We start from the raw sequence: 19397 nt of genomic DNA, 5'->3' as shown, positions 1-19397 counted from the left end.
CCGGAAGCGTTGGGAAGAGACCCCTACCCGCGCGTCAGGCGGCGGTGACCGCCAGAGCGTCCTTGCTGTCGGCGAGGTCGACCCGCACGGTGTCCCCGTCACGGATCTGCCCGGCGAGCAGCGCCCTGGCGAGCTGGTCACCGATCGCCGACTGGACCAGCCGGCGCAGCGGCCGGGCGCCGTAGATCGGGTCGTACCCGTGCTCGGCGAGCCACTCCCGGGCCGGTTCGGTGATCTCCAGGCCCAGCCGGCGGTCGGCCAGTCGGCGCCGCATCCTGTCGAGCTGGATGTCCACGATCGCCCGCAGGTCGGCGCCCTGGAGGGCGGCGAAGACCACGATGTCGTCGAGGCGGTTGAGGAACTCCGGCTTGAAGTGCGACCGGACCACCGCGAGGACGCCCTCCCGGCGCTGCTCCTCGGCCAGCGTCAGGTCGCTGATCACCGACGACCCGAGGTTGGAGGTGAGGATCAGGATCGCGTTGCGGAAGTCGACCGTACGGCCCTGGCCGTCGGTGAGCCGGCCGTCGTCGAGCACCTGGAGCAGGATGTCGAAGACGTCCGGGTGGGCCTTCTCCACCTCGTCCAGCAGGATCACCGAGTACGGCCGGCGGCGCACCGCCTCGGTGAGCTGGCCGCCCTCCTCGTAGCCGACGTAACCGGGCGGGGCGCCGACCAGGCGGGCGACGGAGTGCTTCTCGCCGTACTCGCTCATGTCGATGCGGACCATGGCCCGCTCGTCGTCGAAGAGGAACTCGGCGAGCGCCTTGGCCAGCTCGGTCTTGCCGACACCGGTCGGGCCGAGGAAGAGGAAGCTGCCGGTCGGGCGGTCCGGGTCGGCGACGCCGGCCCGGGCGCGGCGGACCGCGTCGGAGACGGCGCTGACCGCCTCGGCCTGGCCGACCACCCGGGATCCCAGCGTCTCCTCCATCCGGAGCAGCTTGGCGGTCTCCCCCTCCAGCAGCCGGCCGGCGGGGATGCCGGTCCAGGAGGCGACCACGGCGGCGATGTCGTCCGCGCCGACCTCCTCCTTGAGCATGGCGCCGTCGGCCTGGATGCGGGCCAGCTCCTCCTCGGCCTGGGCCAGCTCACCCTTCAGCGCCGGGATCCGGCCGTAGCGGAGCTCGGCGGCGCGCTCCAGCTCACCGTCGCGCTCGGCCCGCTCGGCCTCGCCGCCCAGGCGCTCCAGCTCCTCCTTGGCGGTGGAGAGCTTGGTGATGTGGCTCTTCTCCAGCTGCCAGCGCTCGGAGAGGGCGGTGAGCTGCTCACGCTTGTCGGCCAGCTCCTTGCGCAGCCGCTCCAGCCGCTCGGCGGAGGCGGCGTCCGGCTCCTTGGCCAGCGCCATCTCCTCGATCTCCAGGCGGCGGACCGCCCGCTCGATCTCGTCCACCTCGACCGGGCGGGAGTCGATCTCCATCCGGAGCCGGGACGCGGACTCGTCGACCAGGTCGATCGCCTTGTCGGGCAGGAACCGGTCGGTGATGTAGCGGTCGGAGAGCGCGGCGGCGGCGACCAGGGCGGCGTCGGTGATGCGTACGCCGTGGTGCACCTCGTAGCGCTCCTTGAGGCCGCGCAGGATGCCGATGGTGTCCTCGATGGTCGGCTCGCCGACCAGGACCGGCTGGAAGCGCCGCTCCAGCGCCGGGTCCTTCTCGATGTGCTCGCGGTATTCGTCGAGGGTGGTCGCGCCGACCATCCGCAGCTCACCGCGGGCCAGCATCGGCTTGAGCATGTTGCCGGCGTCCATCGAGCCCTCGCCCTTGCCGGCACCGACGACGGTGTGCAGCTCGTCGAGGAAGGTGATGACCTGGCCGTCGGAGTTCTTGATCTCCTCCAGGACGGACTTCAGCCGCTCCTCGAACTGGCCGCGGTACTGCGCGCCGGCCACCATCGCGCCGAGGTCGAGCGAGACCAGCTTCTTGTCCCGCAGCGACTCGGGCACGTCGCCCGCGACGATCCGCTGGGCGAGGCCCTCGACGATCGCGGTCTTGCCGACGCCGGGCTCGCCGATCAGCACCGGGTTGTTCTTGGTACGCCGGGACAGCACCTGGATGACCCGGCGGATCTCGGAGTCCCGGCCGATCACCGGGTCGATCTTGCCGTCGCGGGCGCTGGCGGTCAGGTCCACGCCGTACTTGGCGAGGGCCTGGTAGGTCTGCTCGGGGTCGGCGGTGGTGACCCGCCGGTCCCCACCCCGGACGGTCGGGAAGGCGGCGACCAGGTTCTCCTCGGTGGCGCCAGCGTTGCGCAGCGCGACGGAGACCGCGCCGCCCACCCGGGCCAGGCCGGCGAGCAGGTGCTCGGTGGAGGTGTACTCGTCGCCCAGCGGCCGGGCGATCTGCTCGGCGGCGCCGATGGCGTTGACGAACTCCCGGGCCAGCGTGGGCTCGGCGATGCTGGAGCCGCGCGCGGCGGGCAGGGCGTCGACCGAGCGCTGGGCGACCCGGCGCAGCTCGGCGGGGTCGGCCCCGACGGCGCGCAGCAGGCCCGCGGCGGTCGAACCCTCGGTGTCGAGCAGGGCGAGCAGCAGGTGCCAGGGCTCCACGGTGGCGTGCCCGCGCTGGTTGGCCTGGGCGACGGCACCGGTGATGGTCTCGCGGCTCTTGGTGGTGAGGCGTTCCGTGTTCATGGGCTCCCCCGGATCGGCGTGTCCACTAGGAAGGACACAACCAGAGTTGAGCCTATTCCGCTCAACTCCATCCATGTGACGCCGATCACTTCCGAGGTAGGCGAGCGGTGCACGGCGTCTCGTGATCCGCGCGGAGCACGCAGCGCCGACCACCGTCGAGCCGCCGGTCGCAGAACACTCGATGCCGCACCCCTTGGTCGTCCTCGGTGGAGACGGTGGTCTCCCCGGGGTCGACGTGGGCGAGAAATGCCAACGACCGCGCCGCCGTTCGGGCGAGCATCTTGGCGCGGGCCAGGTCGGTGGCCGTCACCGGCAGGTGCACGACGTAGCGACCGGTCACGGTCGCCGCGCCAGGTCGCGCATGCTCGGCGCCTGCCGGGACTGCCAGTCACGCAGCGCGGCCTTGATCCGCGCCGCCTCCTCCCGACTGCGGGCGACCTCGGCGTACGCGGCGGCGAGGTCGCCCGCGACGCGGTCGAGGAAGGTAGCCACCTCGACCGGGTCGAGGCCGTGCCGACGGGCGGAGAAGGTGCGGGTCCGGATCTGCCAGGGGCGGAGCGGGAGGTACGTCGTCGACCGGTACGCCCCGGCCGACGGTCGATTGGGCGGCCCGGACCGACCTCCGGACCGGGAGTTGCGGCGTTTCAGCAGGGGTCGCAGCAGGTTGCGCACGGTCTTCGGTCCCTTCGTCGAGGACGGACGGGTGCGGGCTGGAGGGACGGTCCGGCCGGGGCGCCGCGGGCCGGACCGTCCCGCCCTGCCGCCGCAGCCCCGCTCGGCGGCACGACGACAGGGCCGCTTTGTCGAGTCGATGCCAGCCGACTCGGGCCACTGGGCTGGCACGGCAGGCCCGCACTGCTCCAGCCGTGCCAGCGGCGGATGCCAACCGGGAGGCCGGTTTGCCTACCAGGCTTTCCGCCGAAGGCGTCCGCCCGAGCAACATACAATGCAAAGCATGCAATGACAAGCAGTGACCAGGCTAAGCACGCGATGTGTTGGTCGAGCGGTCTCATGCGTGGGAAGATCTTGGGGCCTACCAGGAGTTGCCGCCATGCCCCGCATTTCCGACCGTCAACGCATCGCCCAGGACATCCGCGACAAGATCGCCTCAGGGGAGTACGCCCCCGGCGACAAGCTGCCCTCTTTGCGTGAGCTGATCGCTCTCTACGGCGTCTCCGCCGAGCCGGTGCGGTCGGCGTTGCTCATCCTGCAAGCGGAAGGTCTGGTCGAAGGCCACCAGGGGAAGGGCACCTACGTCACCCCTCGCCAGCCGACACCCTGACGCCAACCACAGCTACTCCTGCCGCAACTGGGCCCAATCCGAGCCCGGGATGGCGCGACTTGCCGCAAACGGGGCCTTCCGGGGCTCGGCGCGCGGCCGTCCGGCGGATGGGCGTACGCCGGGTAGCCTCTCCCGGGTGCGAGTACGTGTCGAGCAGACCCCCCTCCCGGGCATCGGTGTCCGTCATGACCTCATGACGGAATCCGGTCGCCGGCTCGGTGTGGTCTCCCACCGCAATGGCCGCCGCGACCTCGTCCTGTACGACCCGGACGATCCCGATTCCTGCCAGCACGACATCCCGCTCACCGACGACGAGGCGGAGGCGCTGGCCGACATCCTCGGCGCGTCGCTGATGCTCGGCCAGCTCTCCGGCCTGCGCGAGCAGGCGGCCGGCCTGCTCACCGAGCAGATCGCCATTCCGGCCGGGTCGAAGTACGTCAACAAGCGGCTCGGTGACACCAAGGCGCGTACCCGCACCAGCGCCTCGATCGTGGCGGTCCTCCGCAACGGCGAGGTCAACGTGTCGCCCGACCCCGCCTTCCGCTTCGCGGCCGGTGACGTGGTGGTCGTGGTCGGCACCCGTCAGGGCCTCGACGGGGTCACCGCGATCCTCGCCGAGACTCCGGACGGCTGACGCGTATGCACGAAACCGCCAAACTGCTCATCGAGGTCGGCGCCCTGCTGCTCCTGCTCGGCCTGCTCGGCCGACTCAGCCGGCGCTTCGGCATCTCCCCCATTCCGCTCTACCTGCTCGCCGGGCTCGCCTTCGGCCACGGCGGGCTGCTGCCGCTCAATGCCAGCGAGGAGTTCTTCGCCGTCGGCGCCGAGATCGGCGTGATCCTGCTGCTGGTCATGCTCGGCCTGGAGTACAGCGCCAACGAACTGGTCGGCAACCTCCGCTCGGCGGCCCCCGCCGGGCTGATCGACGCGGTGCTCAACGCGCTGCCCGGCTTCGCGTTCGCGATGCTGCTCGGCTGGGGCTGGGTGGCCGGGGTGGTGCTCGCCGGCATCACCTGGGTCTCCTCGTCGGGTGTGATCGCCAAGGTCCTCGGCGACCTGGGCCGGGTGGGTAACCGGGAGACCCCGGTGATCCTCTCGGTGCTGGTCATCGAGGACCTGGCCATGGCGCTCTACCTGCCGCTGGTCACCGCACTGCTGGCCGGGGTCGGTCTGGTCAAGGGCGGCGTCGCGCTCGGCGTCGCGGTGCTCACCGTGGTCGTCGTGCTGGTGGTCGCCATCCGGTACGGCCACCTGATCTCCGCCGCGCTCTCCGCCAAGGACCCGGAGGCGCTGCTGCTCGGCGTACTCGGGTTGACCCTGCTGGTCGCCGGGTTGGCGGCCGAGCTCCAGGTCTCCGCGGCGGTCGGCGCGTTCCTGGTCGGCATCGCGCTCTCCGGGCCGGTGGCGCACCACGCCACCGAGCTGCTCTCCCCGCTGCGGGACCTCTTCGCGGCGGTCTTCTTCGTCTTCTTCGGCCTGGTCACCGACCCGAGGGACATGCCGCCGGTGCTGCTGCCGGCGCTGGTCCTGGCCGTGATCACCATGGGGACGAAGCTGCTCACCGGCTACCTGGCCGCCCGACGGGTGGGCATCGCCGAGCCCGGCCGGTGGCGGGCCGGCCTGGCGTTGATGCCGCGCGGCGAGTTCTCCATCGTCATCGCCGGGCTGGCGGTCGCCGCCGCCCATCCGGTCGATCCCCGGCTGGCCGCGCTGGCCACGGCGTACGTGCTGATCACCGTGGTGACCGGGCCGATGCTGGCCCGGCTGCCCGACTTCGCCTGGTTCAAGCTGTGGTTGCGGCGGCGCGCGCTGGCGAGCCGGCCGCCGACCCCGGTCCCGACCGGCGACTGAGCCGCCCGAGCGCCGGGGCGGGTCGGCCGTCCGGTCGACCCGCCCCGGCGCATCCGGTGGGGAAGAACTCCCGGTCAGGGGCTTCCGCCGCAGGCCAGCGGCGCGCTACCGTGTCGCCCCAGCAGGCAGGGCTCGCGGGTGGCGGGTGCCCCCCGCGGGCGAACGCGGAAGGTTGGCCGGTTGACCGTGCAGGAGTCGACGTTCCACGGCTTCGCCAACCCCGTCGACCCGTCGCCGGCGGAGTTGCGGTCGTGGGCATACCAACCCGACTCGGTCCCGCTGGCCTCGATGCCGCCGGACTGGGACCTGCTGGTCGCCGGCGACCACCTGGTGCTCACCCTCTTCGACCTGGCGATGGACCCGGCCTGCCCGGCCCGCCGGTTCGCGCTGCACTGCCTCTACATCTACGCCGCCGACGGCATCCGGACGAACTTCCGGGCCCACCCGAAGCGCCGCTTCCGCAAGCTGGTCGAGCAGGCCGAGCGCTCCGGCGACGAACCGATGCGGACCTGGGCGCACAACAGCCGGGTGCTGCTGGCCCGACCGCAGCTCTTCGCCTACCGGGACTGGTGCGAGGGCGGCCTGGTCCGGGAGAACCGCAGGATCGGCTGATCGCGCCGCAGGGCCCGCGCCGGCCGCTCAGCCGGCGGTGGCGTCCAGGCCGGCGACCGCCACGCGTACGGCCCGGCGCAGTTCGGCGAGGATCGGCTCCGGCGGGCCCCCGAACAGCTCCTCGACCCGGTCCACCTCGCCGACCAGGGTCATCATCGCGTTCATCACCGCACCGATCAGCGAGCCGACCATCGCCGCGGCCTGGATCCGGTCCAGCCGGTCCGGGAAGGCCTCGTGCAGGTGGGCGGCGAGCCGCTGCTGCGCGGAGAGCAGCCGTTGCAGCGCCATCCCCTGCACGGCCGGCACGGAGAGGACCAGCCGCAGTCGTACCGGCGCGGCCCGGAGGAACTCGTGCCCGAACCGTTCCGCCTGGTCGAAGACCCGGCCGATCGCCCGGACCAGCAGCTCCACCGGCTCGTCGTCCGGACCACGGTCGTCGATGACCTGGAAGGCCAGGGCCAGCCGCTCCTCGGTGTCGGCGAAGAGGATCTCCTCCTTGCTCGGGAAGTAGCTGAAGAAGGTGCGCGTGGAGACCTCCGCGCCGGCCGCGATGTCGGCCACGGTCGTCTGGTCGTACCCGCGCTCGGCGAAGAGTTCGAGGGCGGCGCTGATCAGCGCCTGCCGCGTGCGCTCCTTCTTCCGCTCCCGCAGTCCCTGCCCGGACGTCATCGCGCCAGGTTACTGCACTCCATGCTTACCTTCACTCATTGCAATTTTGCAGTCAGTGCACTTATCGTGGAGGCATGGAAACCTTCCTGGACCGGGTCGGCCGGGCCACCGCCGGCCACCCCTGGCGCACCCTCGCCGGCTGGCTGCTGGCCGCGGTCGCCCTGCTCGGCCTCGGGCAGGCGGCCGGCGGCGGCTTCGCCAACGACTTCCGCATCCCCGGCGCCGAGTCGCAGCGCGCGGCCGACCTGGCCCGCGCCGCCTTTCCCGGGTACGGAGCGGCCAGCGCCGAGATCGTCTGGCACAGCCCCGACGGTGACCTGCGGGCACCCGACCGACGGGCCGCCGTCGAGGCGATGATCGCGGAGATCCGGCACCAGCCCCAGGTGACCGGAGTCGACGACCCGCTCGCCGGCGCGGGAGTGGTCAGCCCCGACGGGCGCACCGCCATCGGCACCGTCCGGTACGCGCAGCAGGCCGGCGAGCTGGGCGCGGGGGCGTACCAGCGGCTGGACGCGGCGGCGACGGCCACCCGCGACCGGGGGATCGAGACCAGCTTCCGCGGCCTCGTCATCGACGTCGCGTTCGAGCCGGAGACCGGCCCCGCCGAGGCGGTCGGCGCCGGCGTCGCGCTGCTGGTGCTGATCCTCGCCATCGGTTCGGTGGTGGCCGCCGGGCTGCCGCTGGTGGTCGCGCTGGTCGGGCTGGTCACCGGCACCGGGCTGGTGCTGCTCGCCGCCGCGCTCACCGACATCCCCAGTTCCGCGCCGATCGTCGCGGTGATGCTCGGCCTCGGCGCCGGCATCGACTACGCGCTCTTCATCGTCATCCGGCACCGCGCCCACCTCGCCGACGGACTGTCGCCCGTCGACGCCGCCGGCCGGGCGGTGGCCGGCGCCGGGCACGCCGTGCTCTTCGCCGGGGCGACCGTCGTGGTGGCCATCCTCGGCCTGCTCTTCACCGGCATCCCGTTCGTCGGCGCGATGGGCCTGGCCGCCGCGCTGACCGTCACCGCGATGATGCTCGCCGCGCTCACCCTGCTGCCGGCCCTGCTCGGCCTCCTCGGCCACCGGGTCGACCGCTGGCGGCTCCCCGTTCTGCGCGCACCGGCCGGTCACGGGGCGACCGGTGCGCGGTCCGGCTGGGCGCGGTGGGGCCGACACCTGGACCGGCACCGGCTGGCGTACGCGGCGGCCGCCGCCGTGGTGCTGCTGGGACTGGCGGCCCCGCTGCTCAGCCTGCGTCTCGGTACTCCCGACGACGGCAACCAGCCGGCCGGCTGGCCGCAACGGCAGGCGTACGAGACGGTGCGGGACGAGCTGGGCGCGGGCTGGAACGCCCCGCTGGTGCTGGCCGTGCAACGCCCCGCCGACCCCGCCCTAGACCGGCTGACCACGGCCCTCACCGCCGACCCCGAGGTGGCCCTGACCACCCCGCCGGTACGCAGCCCCGACGGCACGCTGGCGCTGCTGACCGTGGTGCCCCGGCACGCACCACAGGACCCCGAGGTCAGCGACCTGGTGCACCGGATCCGGCGTACCGTCGGGCCGGCGACGCTGAGCCCCGACGGCGCCGCGGTGGCCGTCGGCGGCCAGACCGCGTACATGATCGACATGGCCGACGCGGTCGCCGGCCGGCTGCCGTGGGTGGTGCTCGGCGTGGTCGTCGCCGCCGGGCTGCTGCTGGTGGCGATGTTCCGGGCACCGCTGATCGCGCTCAAGGCCGCCCTGCTGGCGCTGCTCTCGATCGGCGCGGCCTACGGCGTGCTCGTGGCCGTCTTCCAGTGGGGCTGGGGGCTGTCGCTCATCGGCGTGGACCATCCCGTGCCGATCATGTCCGTGGTGCCGATGCTGCTCTTCGCGATCCTGTTCGGACTCTCGATGGACTACGAGGTGTTCCTGCTCTCGTCGGTCCGCGAGGAGTACGACCGCACCGGCGACCCCCACCGGGCGGTGGCGAACGGGCTGGCCGGCACCGGACGGGTGATCACGGCGGCGGCAACCATCATGGCGGCGGTGTTCGTCAGCTTCGTGGCCATCGACGACACGCTGGTCAAGATGATCGGTGTCGGTCTCGCCGCAGCCGTCCTGGTCGACGCCACCCTGATCCGTACGGTGCTGGCCCCGGCGTTGCTCGGCATGCTGGGCCACCACGCCTGGTGGCCGGCGCACCCGACCACCGCCCGATCCCGTGACCTGGTGTCCGCCGGCCTGGACAGTGCGCGGGTCGGGACCCCCTGACGACGTCACCGCGTCTCGGCCCGCACGTCCCCGGACGGCGAACGGGCCGGGACCCCCCGTGGGTCCCGGCCCGCACGTCGGCGGATCGTCAGCGTTCCGATCCGCCCTGGTCGCGGCGTCTCGCCTCGTTTCGCCCCTGGTCGATACCGTGGTCGACCTGGTCGGCGAACCTGCCGTTCTTGATCCGGTCGGTGAAGCGACCCTCGGTGACCCGGTCGAATCTCTCCCGGACGTTCTCGGCCACCTTCTCGAGCCGGTCCTCCGCCTGCTGGGCAACCTTCTTCGCCGATTCCGCCATGGCTCCCCCTGCCATTGGAGTCCGGATTGAGTTGGTTGGACCTGATTCTGAGGCTAGCGGAGGAGCCAGATCCGGCGCAGGCGATCCCCGGAGAACCTCGGGTCTTCCGGTGGTCGTCGAGCTTGCCGACTGTTTCGGCCCGGCTCGCCACGTCGACGGCTTGTCGACCTGCTCTGCGGGCGCAGGGGACGTTCGAGCCGATCAGCGCGTCGGTGGAACGTGGTGGGTGTCAAAACGGGCCGGCGACACGCATGGCGTTCCACCGAGCGCTTCGGTCGTGGCAACCCGTGCCCGCCCCGTACCTGGGAAGGGCCAGGATGCGGCGAACGGCGGTGCCCCCGGGTGGGGGACACCGCCGTTCGTGGAGATGAGCGGAGCTGAGCAGGGGTCGGGCGTGGTCAGCGTTCGGGGTTGCGGCGGGGGCGCCAGACGACCAGCGCCGTCGAGGTGCGCGAGGTCGGCACCAGGTCGCCGCGCGGGAAGCCGCCCAGCCCGGACTCCAGCTCGGCGATCCGCCGGTACGCGGCATCCAGCTCCGCCTCCAGCCGGGCCACCCGCTGCTGTGCCTGCTCCAGCAGGCGCTCCAGGCCGATGATCCGCTTGACCCCGGCGAGGTTGACCCCCTCGTCCTGGCTGAGCCGCTGCACCTCGCGCAGCAGCACCACGTCCCGGACGCTGTACCGGCGGCCACCGCCGGTGGCCCGGCCGGCCTGCACCAGGCCGAGCCGGTCGTACTGGCGCAACGTCTGCGGATGCATCCCGGCCATCCGTGCCGCGACCGAGATCATCAACACCTTGGCCTCGTACGCAGGGTCATCCGAACCGACGTACTCGCTCGACATCCCGCTCACCTCCGCACGTACCGCCGTGGGGTCAACTGAATCGACGCACCCGAGCGTCGAGATGTTCCCGGGCAGCCGGCGGGCTCTGCTCGGCGAACGTCTCCAACGCCGCACGGGCCTCGTCCGACACCTTCGCGGGGACCACGACGTCGAGGGTGACCAGCAGGTCACCGGCCTGCCCGTCGCGGCGGACGACACCCTTGCCCCGGGCCCGCAGCACCCGACCCGACGGGGTACCCGGCGGAACCCGGAGGGTCACCGCGCCGTCGAGGGTGGGCACCCGCAGGTCGGTGCCGAGCACCGCCTCGGTGAACGTGATCGGCACGTTGAGGGTCAGGTCGTCCCCGGTGCGTCCGAACAGCTCGTCCGGGCGAACCTTGACGTGCACGAAGAGGTCGCCGGCCGGGCCGCCCCGGTCGCCCGGCTCACCCCGCCCGGCCAGCCGGATCCGCTGTCCGTCGGCCACCCCGGCGGGCACCCGGACGTTCAGCGTGCGGGTCTTGGTGACCCCGCCGGTGCCGTGGCACTCCGGGCACTTCTCCTCCACGATCGTGCCGACGCCCTGACAGTTGCGGCACGGCTCGGAGAAGCTGAAGGACCCCTGGTTGCGGTTCGTCACGCCGGCCCCGTGGCAGACCGGGCAGGTCACCGGCTGGGTGCCCGGCTTCGCGCCGTTGCCGTGGCAGGTGTCGCAGACCCCGGGAGCGCGCAGCGTCAACGGCAGCGTGACACCGCGTACGGCGTCGCCGAAGTCGAGCGCGACCTCCGCCTCGACGTCCCGCCCGCGGGCCGGACCGCGGGGACGGGCCGGGCCACCGGCGCCACCACCTCCGGAGAAGATGGTGCTGAACAGGTCGGTGAAGCCGCCGCCGCCGAACCGGGTGTCGCCACCGGCGGCAGCGCCGCCGAACAGGTCGGAGACGTCGAACGGCACACCGCCGCCCGGCTGGCCACCGGCGCGGGCGTTGCGACGGAAAGCGCCCGAGCCGAACAGCGAGCGCATCTCGTCGTACTCGCGGCGCTTCTTGTCGTCGCCGAGCACCGCGTACGCCTCGGAGACGGCCTTGAACCGCTCCTCGGCCTTCGGGTCACCGGGGTTGTGGTCCGGGTGCGACTGCCGGGCCAGCTTCCGGTACGACTTCTTGATCTCGTCCGAGGAGGCGGACTTCTCCACGCCCAGCACGGCGTAGTAGTCCTTCTCGAGCCAGTCCTTGGAACTCACCGGTCCACCCCCTTCCGAGTGACGTGCCCCGGCCGCCCCGGCCACCGTCGGGCGGCGGCCGGGGCGACCAGGACACGGTCGGCCACTATTCCGGATCGGCCACCGCGACCAGCGCGGGTCGCAGCAGCCGCTCGCCGAGCAGATAGCCCCGGCGCATGATCTGTACGCAGGTCGGCTCGGTCACGTCGGCGGACGTCTGGTGCGCGACCGCCTCGTGCCGGGTCGGGTCGAACGGGTCGCCCTGCTCACCGAAGGGGGTGAGCCCGAACTTGCCGAGGGCGGTGACCAGCTGCTCGGCCACCGTGCCGAACGGCCCGACCAGGTCGCCGTGTTCCCGGGCCCGGTCCAGGTCGTCGAGGATCGGCAGCAGCGCGGCGAGCACCGAGCCGGTCGCCTGCTCCTGGACCACGCCCCGGTCCCGGTCCACCCGCTTGCGGTAGTTGGCGTACTCCGCCGACACCCGCTGCACGTCCCGGGTCCGCTCGTCCAGCTGATCGCGGAGCGCCTCCAGCTCGGCGCCGAGCGGCGAACCGCCGCCGTCGGCCGGCTGGGCCGGCTGGGCCGGCTGGGCCGGAGCGTCCACCACCGGCGGACCGGCCGGGGTCGGCCCGTCCACCGAGTCGGCCTCGATCTCGATCTCGTCGACCACGATCTCGCCCTCCTCGACCAGGCCCTCGGCCGGGACGTCCGTCCCGGCGTCGGCGGCGGCGGGCGCCTCCTCGGCCTTGCCGATCTTGCGGTTGTTGCGGATGACGACCCGCTCCTCGCCGGAGGACTTCCCGGCGGTCGCGGAGCCACCCGGCGCCGACCCGGTGGCGCCCGGGTCGGCGGCTCGTGGCTTCTCCGTCATGCGGCTACCTCATCCCTCTGCCGTGGTGTGGGGTGCGGGGCGGACCGTCACTTCTTGTCCTCGTCGACGATCTCCGCGTCCACCACGTCGTCCGGGCCGCCGGCCTGCGGGCCACCGGTCGCACCCGCGCCCGGACCGGCCGCGCCCGGGGCGCCCGGCTCGCCCGGCTCGCCCTGCTGCTGGGAGTAGAGCAGCGAACCGGCCTGCTGGGAGACCTGCGCGAGCCGCTCGTGGGCCGACTTGATGGCCTCGATGTCCTGGCCACCGAGGGCGCCACGCAGCTCGCCGAGGGCCTCGTTGAGCTGCTCGCGGTTCTCGGCGGGCAGCTTGTCGCCGCTCTCGGCGAGGAACTTCTCGGTCTGCCACTGGAGCGCCTCGGCGACGTTGCGGGTCTCCGCCTCGTCCCGGCGACGCTTGTCCTCGTCGGCGTGCTCCTCGGCGTCCCGGCGCATCCGCTCGATGTCGTCCTTCGGCAGCGAGGAGCCGCCGGTGATCGTCATCTTCTGCTCCTTGCCGGTGCCCAGGTCCTTGGCGTGCACGTTCACGATGCCGTTGGCGTCGATGTCGAACGTGACCTCGATCTGCGGCACGCCGCGCGGCGCGGGCGGGAGGCCGGTCAGCTCGAAGGTGCCGAGCTTCTTGTTGTAGGCCGCGATCTCCCGCTCGCCCTGGAACACCTGGATCAGCACCGACGGCTGGTTGTCGTCGGCCGTGGTGAAGACCTCGGAGCGCTTGGTCGGGATGGTGGTGTTGCGCTCGATCAGCTTGGTGAAGATGCCGCCCTTGGTCTCGATGCCCAGGCTCAGCGGGGTCACGTCGAGCAGCAGGACGTCCTTGACCTCACCCTTGAGCACGCCGGCCTGGAGGGCGGCGCCGACGGCGACGACCTCGTCCGGGTTGACGCCCTTGTTCGGGTCACGGCCGGTGAGCTGCTTGACCAGGTCGGTCACGGCCGGCATCCGGGTGGAGCCACCGACCATGATGACGTGGTCGACGTCGGAGACCTTGATCCCGGCGTCCTTCACGGCCTGCTCGAACGGGCCCTTGCAGCGATCCAGCAGGTCCTGCGTCATCCGCTGGAACTCGGCGCGGCTCAGCGTCACGTCGAGGTGCAGCGGGCCCGCCGCGCCAGCCGTGATGTACGGCAGGTTGATGTTGGTGGTGGTGGCCGCCGACAGCTCGATCTTGGCCTTCTCGGCCGCCTCGCGCAGGCGCTGGAGCGCCATCTTGTCCTGGGCCAGGTCGATGCCGTGCTCGCCCCGGAAGGTCTTCACCAGGTGGTCGATGATCCGCTGGTCCCAGTCGTCACCACCGAGGTGGTTGTCACCGGAGGTCGACTTGACCTCGACGACGCCCTCGGCGAGCTCCAGCAGGGAGACGTCGAAGGTGCCGCCACCCAGGTCGAAGACCAGGACGGTCTGCTCCTTGGAACCCTTGTCCAGGCCGTACGCCAGGGCGGCCGCGGTCGGCTCGTTGACGATCCGCAGCACGTTGAAGCCGGCGATCTCACCGGCCTCCTTGGTGGCCTGACGCTGCCCGTCGTTGAAGTACGCCGGGACGGTGATCACCGCGTCGGTGATCTGCTCGCCCAGGTAGGCCTCGGCGTCCCGCTTGAGCTTCATCAGCGTGCGCGCCGAGATCTCCTGCGGGGTGTACTTCTTGCCGTCGATGTCGACGGACCAGTTGGTGCCGATCTCCCGCTTGACCGAGCGGATGGTCCGGTCCGGGTTGGTCACCGCCTGGCGCTTGGCGACCTCACCGACGAGCACCTCGCCGTTACGGGCGAACGCGACGATCGACGGGGTCGTCCGCGAGCCCTCAGCGTTGGCGATGACGGTGGGCTCACCGCCCTCGAGAACGCTGACGCAGGAGTTCGTCGTGCCGAGGTCGATACCGACCGCACGTGCCATCTTCGCTTCCTCGCTTCGTAAGGTTGGGCAGGTCAGAGGGCCTGCCCGGCGGGTCACTGTCCGCGACCGCACCACAAGTTGAGTGAACTTGACTCAATAGTGCCACGCCATCGCCAAACCGCAAGTCGAGGTTGAGCGGACCCGACGCAACCCGACCGTTATTACCCTCCGGTTGTCTTCCCTTGCGTCGGTCGGGCACGCTTTAGCGGTGACGACGCACGGCGATCCCGCCACCGCACCGAGCGCTCCCGCCGTCGCCGCCCGTACCGGCCCGTCGGAGGGCGGCGAGGCACCGCCCGGTGAGGGCCTGCCCGCCGCGCTGACCGGCCTGCGGGCGGCGATCGACGCGGCACGCTTCCCGCTGGCCCTGCCCTCGGCGGAGCCCGCCCGGCACACCGCCGGCACCCTGACCGACCAACTCGACGACTATCTGCTGCCCCGGCTGGCCCGGCTCGACGCGCCGCTGCTGGTGGTGGTCGGCGGCTCCACCGGCGCCGGCAAGTCCACCCTGGTCAACAGCCTCGTCCAGGCCCGGGTCAGCGCGTCGGGGGTGCTCCGCCCGACCACCCGCTCCCCGGTGCTGGTCTGCAACCCGGCCGACTCCGGCTGGTTCCGCCAGGGCGAGCTGCTGCCCGGCCTCACCCGCACCAACGAGCCCAGCGAGGACCCGGGCACCCTGCACCTGGTCACCGCGCCCGCGCTCCCGGCCGGGCTGGCCTTCCTCGACGCCCCCGACATCGACTCCGTGGTCGACGCCAACCGGGCGCTCGCCGGCCAACTGCTGGCCGCCGCCGACCTCTGGCTCTTCGTCACCACCGCCGCCCGGTACGCCGACGCCGTCCCGTGGGAGCTGCTGCGCAGCGCCCGGGCCCGGGGCGCGGTGATCGCCATGGTGCTCGACCGGGTGCCCCCGGAGGCGGCCGACGAGATCGCCGCCCACCTCCAGGAGATGCTCGCCGCCCAGGATCTCGGCTCGGCGCCGCTCTTCGTCCTCCCCGAGACCTGGGTGGACGGGCAGGGGCTGCTCCCCGACAAGGTCACCGCCCCGCTGGCCTCCTGGTTCGCCCGGCTCGCCGCGGACGCCGACGCCCGCTCCGCGGTGGTCCGGCAGACCCTCGACGGCGCGCTCGGCGCGCTGCACCCGCAGGTCGACGGGCTGGCCGACGCCGCCGAGGAGCAGGTGGCCACCGCCGACGCGCTCGACGAGCGGGTCCGGGCGGCGTACCGGGGGGCGCACCGCACCGTCGAGCAGGGGCTCTCCGACGGGCGACTGCTCCGCGGCGAGGTGCTCGCCCGCTGGCAGGAGTTCGTCGGCACCGGCGAGCTGTTCCGCACCCTGGAGGCCCGGATCGGCCGGCTCCGGGACCGGCTGCTCGCCGCGGTGACCGGCCGTCCCGCACCCGCCGCCGAGCTCTCCACCGCCATCGAGTCGCAGCTGGTGACCCTGCTGCGCGGGGTCGCCGCCGAGGCCGCCGAGAACGCGTACACCGGGTGGAAGGCGCATCCGGCGGGCGCCGCGCTGCTCGACCCCCCACTGGCGCACGCCGCCGAGGACCTGCCGGCGCGGGCCGAACGGCTGGTCCGGGACTGGCAGCGCGGGGTGCTGGAGCTGGTCCGGGTCGAGGGCGGCGACCGGCGCTTCGTGGCCCGCACCGCCGCGTACGCGGTCAACGCCACCGGGCTGGCCGTCATGATCGCGGTCTTCGCCTCCACCGCGTTCATCCCGACCGGGCTGGAGGTGGCCACCGGCGCCGGCACCACCGTCGCCGCGCAGGCGGTGCTCCAGGCCATCTTCGGCGACCAGGCCGTCCGCAACCTGGCCGCCAAGGCCCGTGAGGACCTGCTCGACCGGGTACGCGGCCTGCTCGACTCCGAGGCCGAGCGCTTCCTCGCCCGGACCGCCGACGCCCGGCCCGCCGCCGACACCGGTGACGCGCTGCGCCGCGCCGCCGGCCGGGTCGAGGTGGCCCGGCACCGCAGCGGGCTGAGTCGCCCCGGCGGCCCCATCCTGCCCGGAGCGACCGCGTACGAGGGTGAGGACCGGTGACCAACTTCGTCGGCCGGATGCGCGAGGCGATCCGGGGCGACCAGCGGGTCGACGCGGACGCCCTGGTCGACCGCCTCGCCGCGGTACGCCGGTTCCTCGACGCCGTCGACGGCCAGGTGCCCGACGCGCAGCTCGTCGCCGCGCACACCGTCGTCGAGCGGGCCGGCACCCGGCTGGAGCTCTCCCGCGACCACACCGTGGTGGCGCTCGCCGGGGCCACCGGCAGCGGCAAGTCGAGCCTGTTCAACGCCCTGGCCCGGCTGGACCTCTCCCCGGTGGGCGTCCGCCGCCCGACCACCGGCGTGGCGCACGCCTGCGTCTGGGGTCAACTGGACGGCGCCAACCGGCTGCTCGACTGGGTGGGGGTGCTGCCCCGGCACCGGTTCGTACGGGAGAGCGCGCTGGACGCCGACGACGAGACCGACCTGCACGGGCTGGTCCTGCTCGACCTGCCCGACTTCGACTCGGTGCAGCGGTCCCACCGGCTGGAGGTGGACCGGCTGCTCGGCCTGGTCGACCTGGTGGTCTGGGTGGTCGACCCGCAGAAGTACGCCGACCGGGTGATCCACACCAGCTACCTGCGTGAGTTCCACCGGCACAAGGACGTCACCCTGGTCGTGCTCAACCAGGCCGACCGGCTCCCGCCGGCCGAGCTGCCCCGGGTCCTGGACGACCTGCGCCGGCTGCTCGACGCCGACGGGCTGGCCGGGGTGCCGCTGCACGCCACCGTGGCCGTCGACCCGGCCGGGTTGACCGCGCTGCGGGAGGCGCTGGAGCGTACGGTCGCCGAACGCCAGGCGGCGTTGCGCCGGCTCTCCGGCGACGTCGACACGGTGGTCGCCGGGCTGGACGAACTGGTCTCCGCCGACGCGCCGGCCACCGGGCCGGACGAGGCCGCCGGCCGGGAGCTGACCCGGGCGCTGGCCGGGGCGGCCGGGGTGCCGGCGGTCGCCGACGCGGTGCGGGGCGCGTACCGGCACCGGGCCGTCGGGTCGACCGGCTGGCCGCTGGTGCGGGCGTGGCGCAAGCTGCGACCGGATCCGCTGCGCCGGCTGCACCTGCCCGGACCGGCCGCCGGGGCCGACGCGCCGGAGGAGAGCCTGGTCGCCGCCACCTCCGTACCCGATCCGACCGCGGCCCAGCGCTCGGCGCTGGGGCTGGCGATCCGGTCGGTGGCCGACCGTTCCTCCGCCGGCCTGCCGGCGCCGTGGCCGGGCGCGGTGACCACCGCGGCCCGGTCCCGCCTCGGCGACCTGCCGGACGCGCTGGACCGCGCGGTGGCGGGCACCGACCTGGGCATGGACCGCCGCCCGGTGTGGTGGCGGCTGGTCGGCGGCCTCCAGTGGCTGGTGACCCTGGCCGCGCTGGCCGGCCTGCTCTGGCTGGCGGCGGGCTACGCGCTGCGCGCCCTGGGCCTGCCGGCCCTGGACTATCCGCGGGTCGGCGAGGTGCCCCTGCCGACCGTGCTGCTGCTCGGCGGCCTGCTGGCCGGGCTGCTGGTGGCGGCGCTGGCCCGGCCGGTGATCGGCTGGGCGGCCGGGCGGGCCCGGCGGCGGGCGGAGAAGCGGCTCACCGGCGCGGTCGCCACCGTGGGCGAGGAGCACGTGCTCGACCCGGTCCGCGCGGTGCTGGCCCGCTACGGCCGGGCCCGGGAGGCGCTGCGGGAGGCGGCCCGTCGCTGAGCGTGGCGGCGTCGCGGATCCGGCTGCCGGCCGGCACCCGGCGTAGGGTCGGTGCCATGGCCTCGCCACAGACCCCCTACGAGGCGGTGCTGCATGCCGCCCGCGACGTGACCAGGCTCGACTGCGCCTTCGACGCGGAGATGCTCGGCACGGCGCTGCTCGGCAGCATCTACGCGATCGCGGAGACCGACCGGGAGACCGCCGTACGCGAGTTCGTCGCCGGCTTCCTGTCCGCCACCGCACGCCGGCGCAGCGCCGCCGCCACCACCATCCGCTCGGTCTTCGCCGCACTGGTCCCCGACGCCGAGGGGACCGCCAAGGTCCGCCCCGGCGCGGCGGCGCCCGCCTGGGCCGGCCAGCTCGGCCGGGTCCGGCTCACCGGCGCCTGGTGCTACGGCGACGTGTACGGCGACCAGACCTCCTACCTGGCCACCTTCGCGTACGACGACGAGGAGGCCGGCGGACCGGAACACGCCCTGGTCGCACTGGTCGACCACAACATCGGCATCACCAAGGACATCTTCGTCGGCGGCCCCGCCGGCCGGGTGGTGGAGCAGGCCCGTGACCTGTGCACCGCCGACGAGCTGACCTGGTTCCGGGAGGAGGACCCGGCCCGGATGCGGGCCGAGGTGACCCGGTACCTGGCGATCACCGACGACCTCGGTGAACTGCCCGCCGAGGGTTCGCTCGGCACCGACCGGTCGCTGGCCGGGGCCCGGCTGGCCGTGCTGCCCGCCGGCGCGGCGGCGACCCCGCCCACGCCGCCGGAGGTGGACCGCACCGCGCTGGTACGCGCCTTCCTCGCCTCACCCGAGGCGGCCCGCTTCGGGCTGGACACCATCACCGGCGACGACCTGGCCTCGCTGCACTTCTGCCTCAGCCTGCTGCTGGACCACGCGGCCAGCTTCCCCGACGGGGACCCGATGCGGTGGAGCCCGATGGTCGCCGAGCTGTTCCTGCTGGACTGGGTGCACCGGCGGGCCGTGCTGGACATGGACGACGCGGCGATGCTGCCCCGGGTGCTGCGCGGTTGGGTGGCGTACGCGGCCCGGCAGCGGGGCCTGCCCGAGCGGGCCGCCGCCGAGACCGACCGGGTGATCGAGGAGCTGGTCGGAGAGTTCGCCCGCCTCTACAGCACCGGCGAGCGGCGCAGCCCCGCCACCGCGGCGGTGGCCCAGCTGATGGCCGACGGCGTCGACCCGGACGACCCGGCCGCCCTGGACGCCTGGATCGAGGCCAACCGGGACCGCCTCACCGACACCTGACCGG

The 19397-nt window shown here is 73.4% G+C and carries 17 protein-coding genes; 8 read left to right on the top strand and 9 right to left on the bottom strand.

What is annotated here, in order from left to right; translation table 11 throughout:
* Positions 1 to 34: 34 nt before the first annotated feature.
* From clpB to GA0074704_RS03540, 3 genes are all read right to left on the bottom strand, one after another.
* Complete coding sequence (clpB, locus tag GA0074704_RS03550) at positions 35 to 2626, bottom strand: ATP-dependent chaperone ClpB (protein ID WP_088969167.1); 2592 nt, start codon at positions 2624 to 2626, stop codon at positions 35 to 37.
* 85 nt (positions 2627 to 2711) lie between these two features.
* Positions 2712 to 2966: a hypothetical protein gene (locus GA0074704_RS03545; RefSeq protein ID WP_088969166.1), complete on the bottom strand. Its 255-nt coding sequence runs from the start codon at positions 2964 to 2966 to the stop codon at positions 2712 to 2714.
* A complete protein-coding gene (locus GA0074704_RS03540; protein WP_088969165.1) occupies positions 2963 to 3298 on the bottom strand; it encodes a DivIVA domain-containing protein in 336 nt (111 codons plus the stop codon). The genes GA0074704_RS03545 and GA0074704_RS03540 overlap by 4 nt, the downstream gene beginning before the upstream one ends.
* A 379-nt stretch (positions 3299 to 3677) precedes the next feature.
* Here GA0074704_RS03540 and GA0074704_RS03535 point away from each other — a divergent pair, with 379 nt between their 5' ends.
* The 4 genes from GA0074704_RS03535 to GA0074704_RS03520 all read left to right on the top strand — a co-directional run bounded on the left by GA0074704_RS03535 (position 3678) and on the right by GA0074704_RS03520 (position 6371).
* Positions 3678 to 3908, top strand: a complete 231-nt coding sequence (locus tag GA0074704_RS03535; RefSeq protein WP_088969164.1) for a winged helix-turn-helix domain-containing protein — start codon at positions 3678 to 3680, stop codon at positions 3906 to 3908.
* A gap of 136 nt (positions 3909 to 4044) precedes the next feature.
* Complete coding sequence (locus tag GA0074704_RS03530; RefSeq protein WP_088969163.1) at positions 4045 to 4542, top strand: cation:proton antiporter regulatory subunit; 498 nt, start codon at positions 4045 to 4047, stop codon at positions 4540 to 4542.
* A gap of 5 nt (positions 4543 to 4547) precedes the next feature.
* Positions 4548 to 5759, top strand: a complete 1212-nt coding sequence (locus tag GA0074704_RS03525) for a cation:proton antiporter (protein ID WP_088969162.1) — start codon at positions 4548 to 4550, stop codon at positions 5757 to 5759.
* Between the two features lie 180 nt (positions 5760 to 5939).
* Positions 5940 to 6371, top strand: coding sequence for a hypothetical protein (locus tag GA0074704_RS03520; protein WP_088969161.1), 432 nt, complete (start codon positions 5940 to 5942; stop codon positions 6369 to 6371).
* Between the two features lie 27 nt (positions 6372 to 6398).
* On the opposite strand, the gene GA0074704_RS03515 is transcribed toward GA0074704_RS03520, so the two are convergent.
* Positions 6399 to 7040 (bottom strand): TetR/AcrR family transcriptional regulator, encoded by a 642-nt coding sequence (locus GA0074704_RS03515; RefSeq protein WP_088969160.1) that lies wholly within the window; start codon positions 7038 to 7040, stop codon positions 6399 to 6401.
* A gap of 74 nt (positions 7041 to 7114) precedes the next feature.
* Between GA0074704_RS03515 and GA0074704_RS03510 the strand changes: the two genes are divergently transcribed.
* Positions 7115 to 9277 (top strand): MMPL family transporter, encoded by a 2163-nt coding sequence (locus GA0074704_RS03510; protein WP_088969159.1) that lies wholly within the window; start codon positions 7115 to 7117, stop codon positions 9275 to 9277.
* A gap of 88 nt (positions 9278 to 9365) precedes the next feature.
* Here the strand turns inward: GA0074704_RS03510 and GA0074704_RS03505 are convergent, their stop codons facing one another.
* From GA0074704_RS03505 to dnaK, 5 genes are all read right to left on the bottom strand, one after another.
* Complete coding sequence (locus tag GA0074704_RS03505) at positions 9366 to 9575, bottom strand: hypothetical protein (RefSeq protein ID WP_088969158.1); 210 nt, start codon at positions 9573 to 9575, stop codon at positions 9366 to 9368.
* A 398-nt stretch (positions 9576 to 9973) separates the two neighbouring features.
* Positions 9974 to 10417, bottom strand: coding sequence for a heat shock protein transcriptional repressor HspR (locus GA0074704_RS03500; protein ID WP_088973422.1), 444 nt, complete (start codon positions 10415 to 10417; stop codon positions 9974 to 9976).
* A 31-nt stretch (positions 10418 to 10448) separates the two neighbouring features.
* Positions 10449 to 11639 carry a molecular chaperone DnaJ gene (gene dnaJ / locus GA0074704_RS03495; RefSeq protein WP_088969157.1) on the bottom strand — a complete coding sequence of 397 codons (1191 nt, stop codon included), beginning with the start codon at positions 11637 to 11639 and terminating at the stop codon, positions 10449 to 10451.
* An 85-nt stretch (positions 11640 to 11724) separates the two neighbouring features.
* On the bottom strand, positions 11725 to 12489 hold the full coding sequence (grpE, locus tag GA0074704_RS03490) for a nucleotide exchange factor GrpE (RefSeq protein ID WP_088969156.1): 765 nt from the start codon (positions 12487 to 12489) through the stop codon (positions 11725 to 11727).
* A gap of 47 nt (positions 12490 to 12536) precedes the next feature.
* Positions 12537 to 14399 carry a molecular chaperone DnaK gene (dnaK, locus tag GA0074704_RS03485; RefSeq protein ID WP_088969155.1) on the bottom strand — a complete coding sequence of 621 codons (1863 nt, stop codon included), beginning with the start codon at positions 14397 to 14399 and terminating at the stop codon, positions 12537 to 12539.
* 208 nt (positions 14400 to 14607) lie between these two features.
* On the opposite strand from dnaK, the gene GA0074704_RS03480 reads away from it, so the two are divergent.
* From GA0074704_RS03480 to GA0074704_RS03470, 3 genes are read left to right on the top strand one after another with little or no spacing between them, the layout of a single operon-like run.
* Positions 14608 to 16446, top strand: a complete 1839-nt coding sequence (locus tag GA0074704_RS03480; protein WP_088969154.1) for a GTPase family protein — start codon at positions 14608 to 14610, stop codon at positions 16444 to 16446.
* A gap of 17 nt (positions 16447 to 16463) precedes the next feature.
* Complete coding sequence (locus GA0074704_RS03475) at positions 16464 to 18128, top strand: GTPase (RefSeq protein WP_088973421.1); 1665 nt, start codon at positions 16464 to 16466, stop codon at positions 18126 to 18128.
* Positions 18129 to 18184: 56 nt separating this feature from the next.
* The gene (locus tag GA0074704_RS03470; protein WP_088973420.1) at positions 18185 to 19393 is read left to right on the top strand and encodes a hypothetical protein; all 1209 of its coding nucleotides are present in this window, start codon (positions 18185 to 18187) and stop codon (positions 19391 to 19393) included.
* Positions 19394 to 19397 lie beyond the last annotated feature (4 nt).

The organism is Micromonospora siamensis, from assembly GCF_900090305.1.
GTDB classification, from domain to species: Bacteria; Actinomycetota; Actinomycetes; order Mycobacteriales; family Micromonosporaceae; genus Micromonospora; species Micromonospora siamensis.
This window is presented reverse-complemented; position numbering and strand designations above follow the sequence as displayed.

What these genes read in the sequence shown, in the direction of transcription:
- clpB (WP_088969167.1), bottom strand. Translation starts at nt 2,626, where the DNA reads ATGAACACGGAACGCCTCACCACCAAGAGCCGCGAGACCATCACCGGT.
- GA0074704_RS03535 (WP_088969164.1), top strand. Translation starts at nt 3,678, where the DNA reads ATGCCCCGCATTTCCGACCGTCAACGCATCGCCCAGGACATCCGCGAC.
- GA0074704_RS03525 (WP_088969162.1), top strand. Translation starts at nt 4,548, where the DNA reads ATGCACGAAACCGCCAAACTGCTCATCGAGGTCGGCGCCCTGCTGCTC.
- GA0074704_RS03515 (WP_088969160.1), bottom strand. Translation starts at nt 7,040, where the DNA reads ATGACGTCCGGGCAGGGACTGCGGGAGCGGAAGAAGGAGCGCACGCGG.
- GA0074704_RS03510 (WP_088969159.1), top strand. Translation starts at nt 7,115, where the DNA reads ATGGAAACCTTCCTGGACCGGGTCGGCCGGGCCACCGCCGGCCACCCC.
- GA0074704_RS03505 (WP_088969158.1), bottom strand. Translation starts at nt 9,575, where the DNA reads ATGGCGGAATCGGCGAAGAAGGTTGCCCAGCAGGCGGAGGACCGGCTC.
- GA0074704_RS03500 (WP_088973422.1), bottom strand. Translation starts at nt 10,417, where the DNA reads ATGTCGAGCGAGTACGTCGGTTCGGATGACCCTGCGTACGAGGCCAAG.
- grpE (WP_088969156.1), bottom strand. Translation starts at nt 12,489, where the DNA reads ATGACGGAGAAGCCACGAGCCGCCGACCCGGGCGCCACCGGGTCGGCG.
- dnaK (WP_088969155.1), bottom strand. Translation starts at nt 14,399, where the DNA reads ATGGCACGTGCGGTCGGTATCGACCTCGGCACGACGAACTCCTGCGTC.
- GA0074704_RS03475 (WP_088973421.1), top strand. Translation starts at nt 16,464, where the DNA reads ATGCGCGAGGCGATCCGGGGCGACCAGCGGGTCGACGCGGACGCCCTG.
- GA0074704_RS03470 (WP_088973420.1), top strand. Translation starts at nt 18,185, where the DNA reads ATGGCCTCGCCACAGACCCCCTACGAGGCGGTGCTGCATGCCGCCCGC.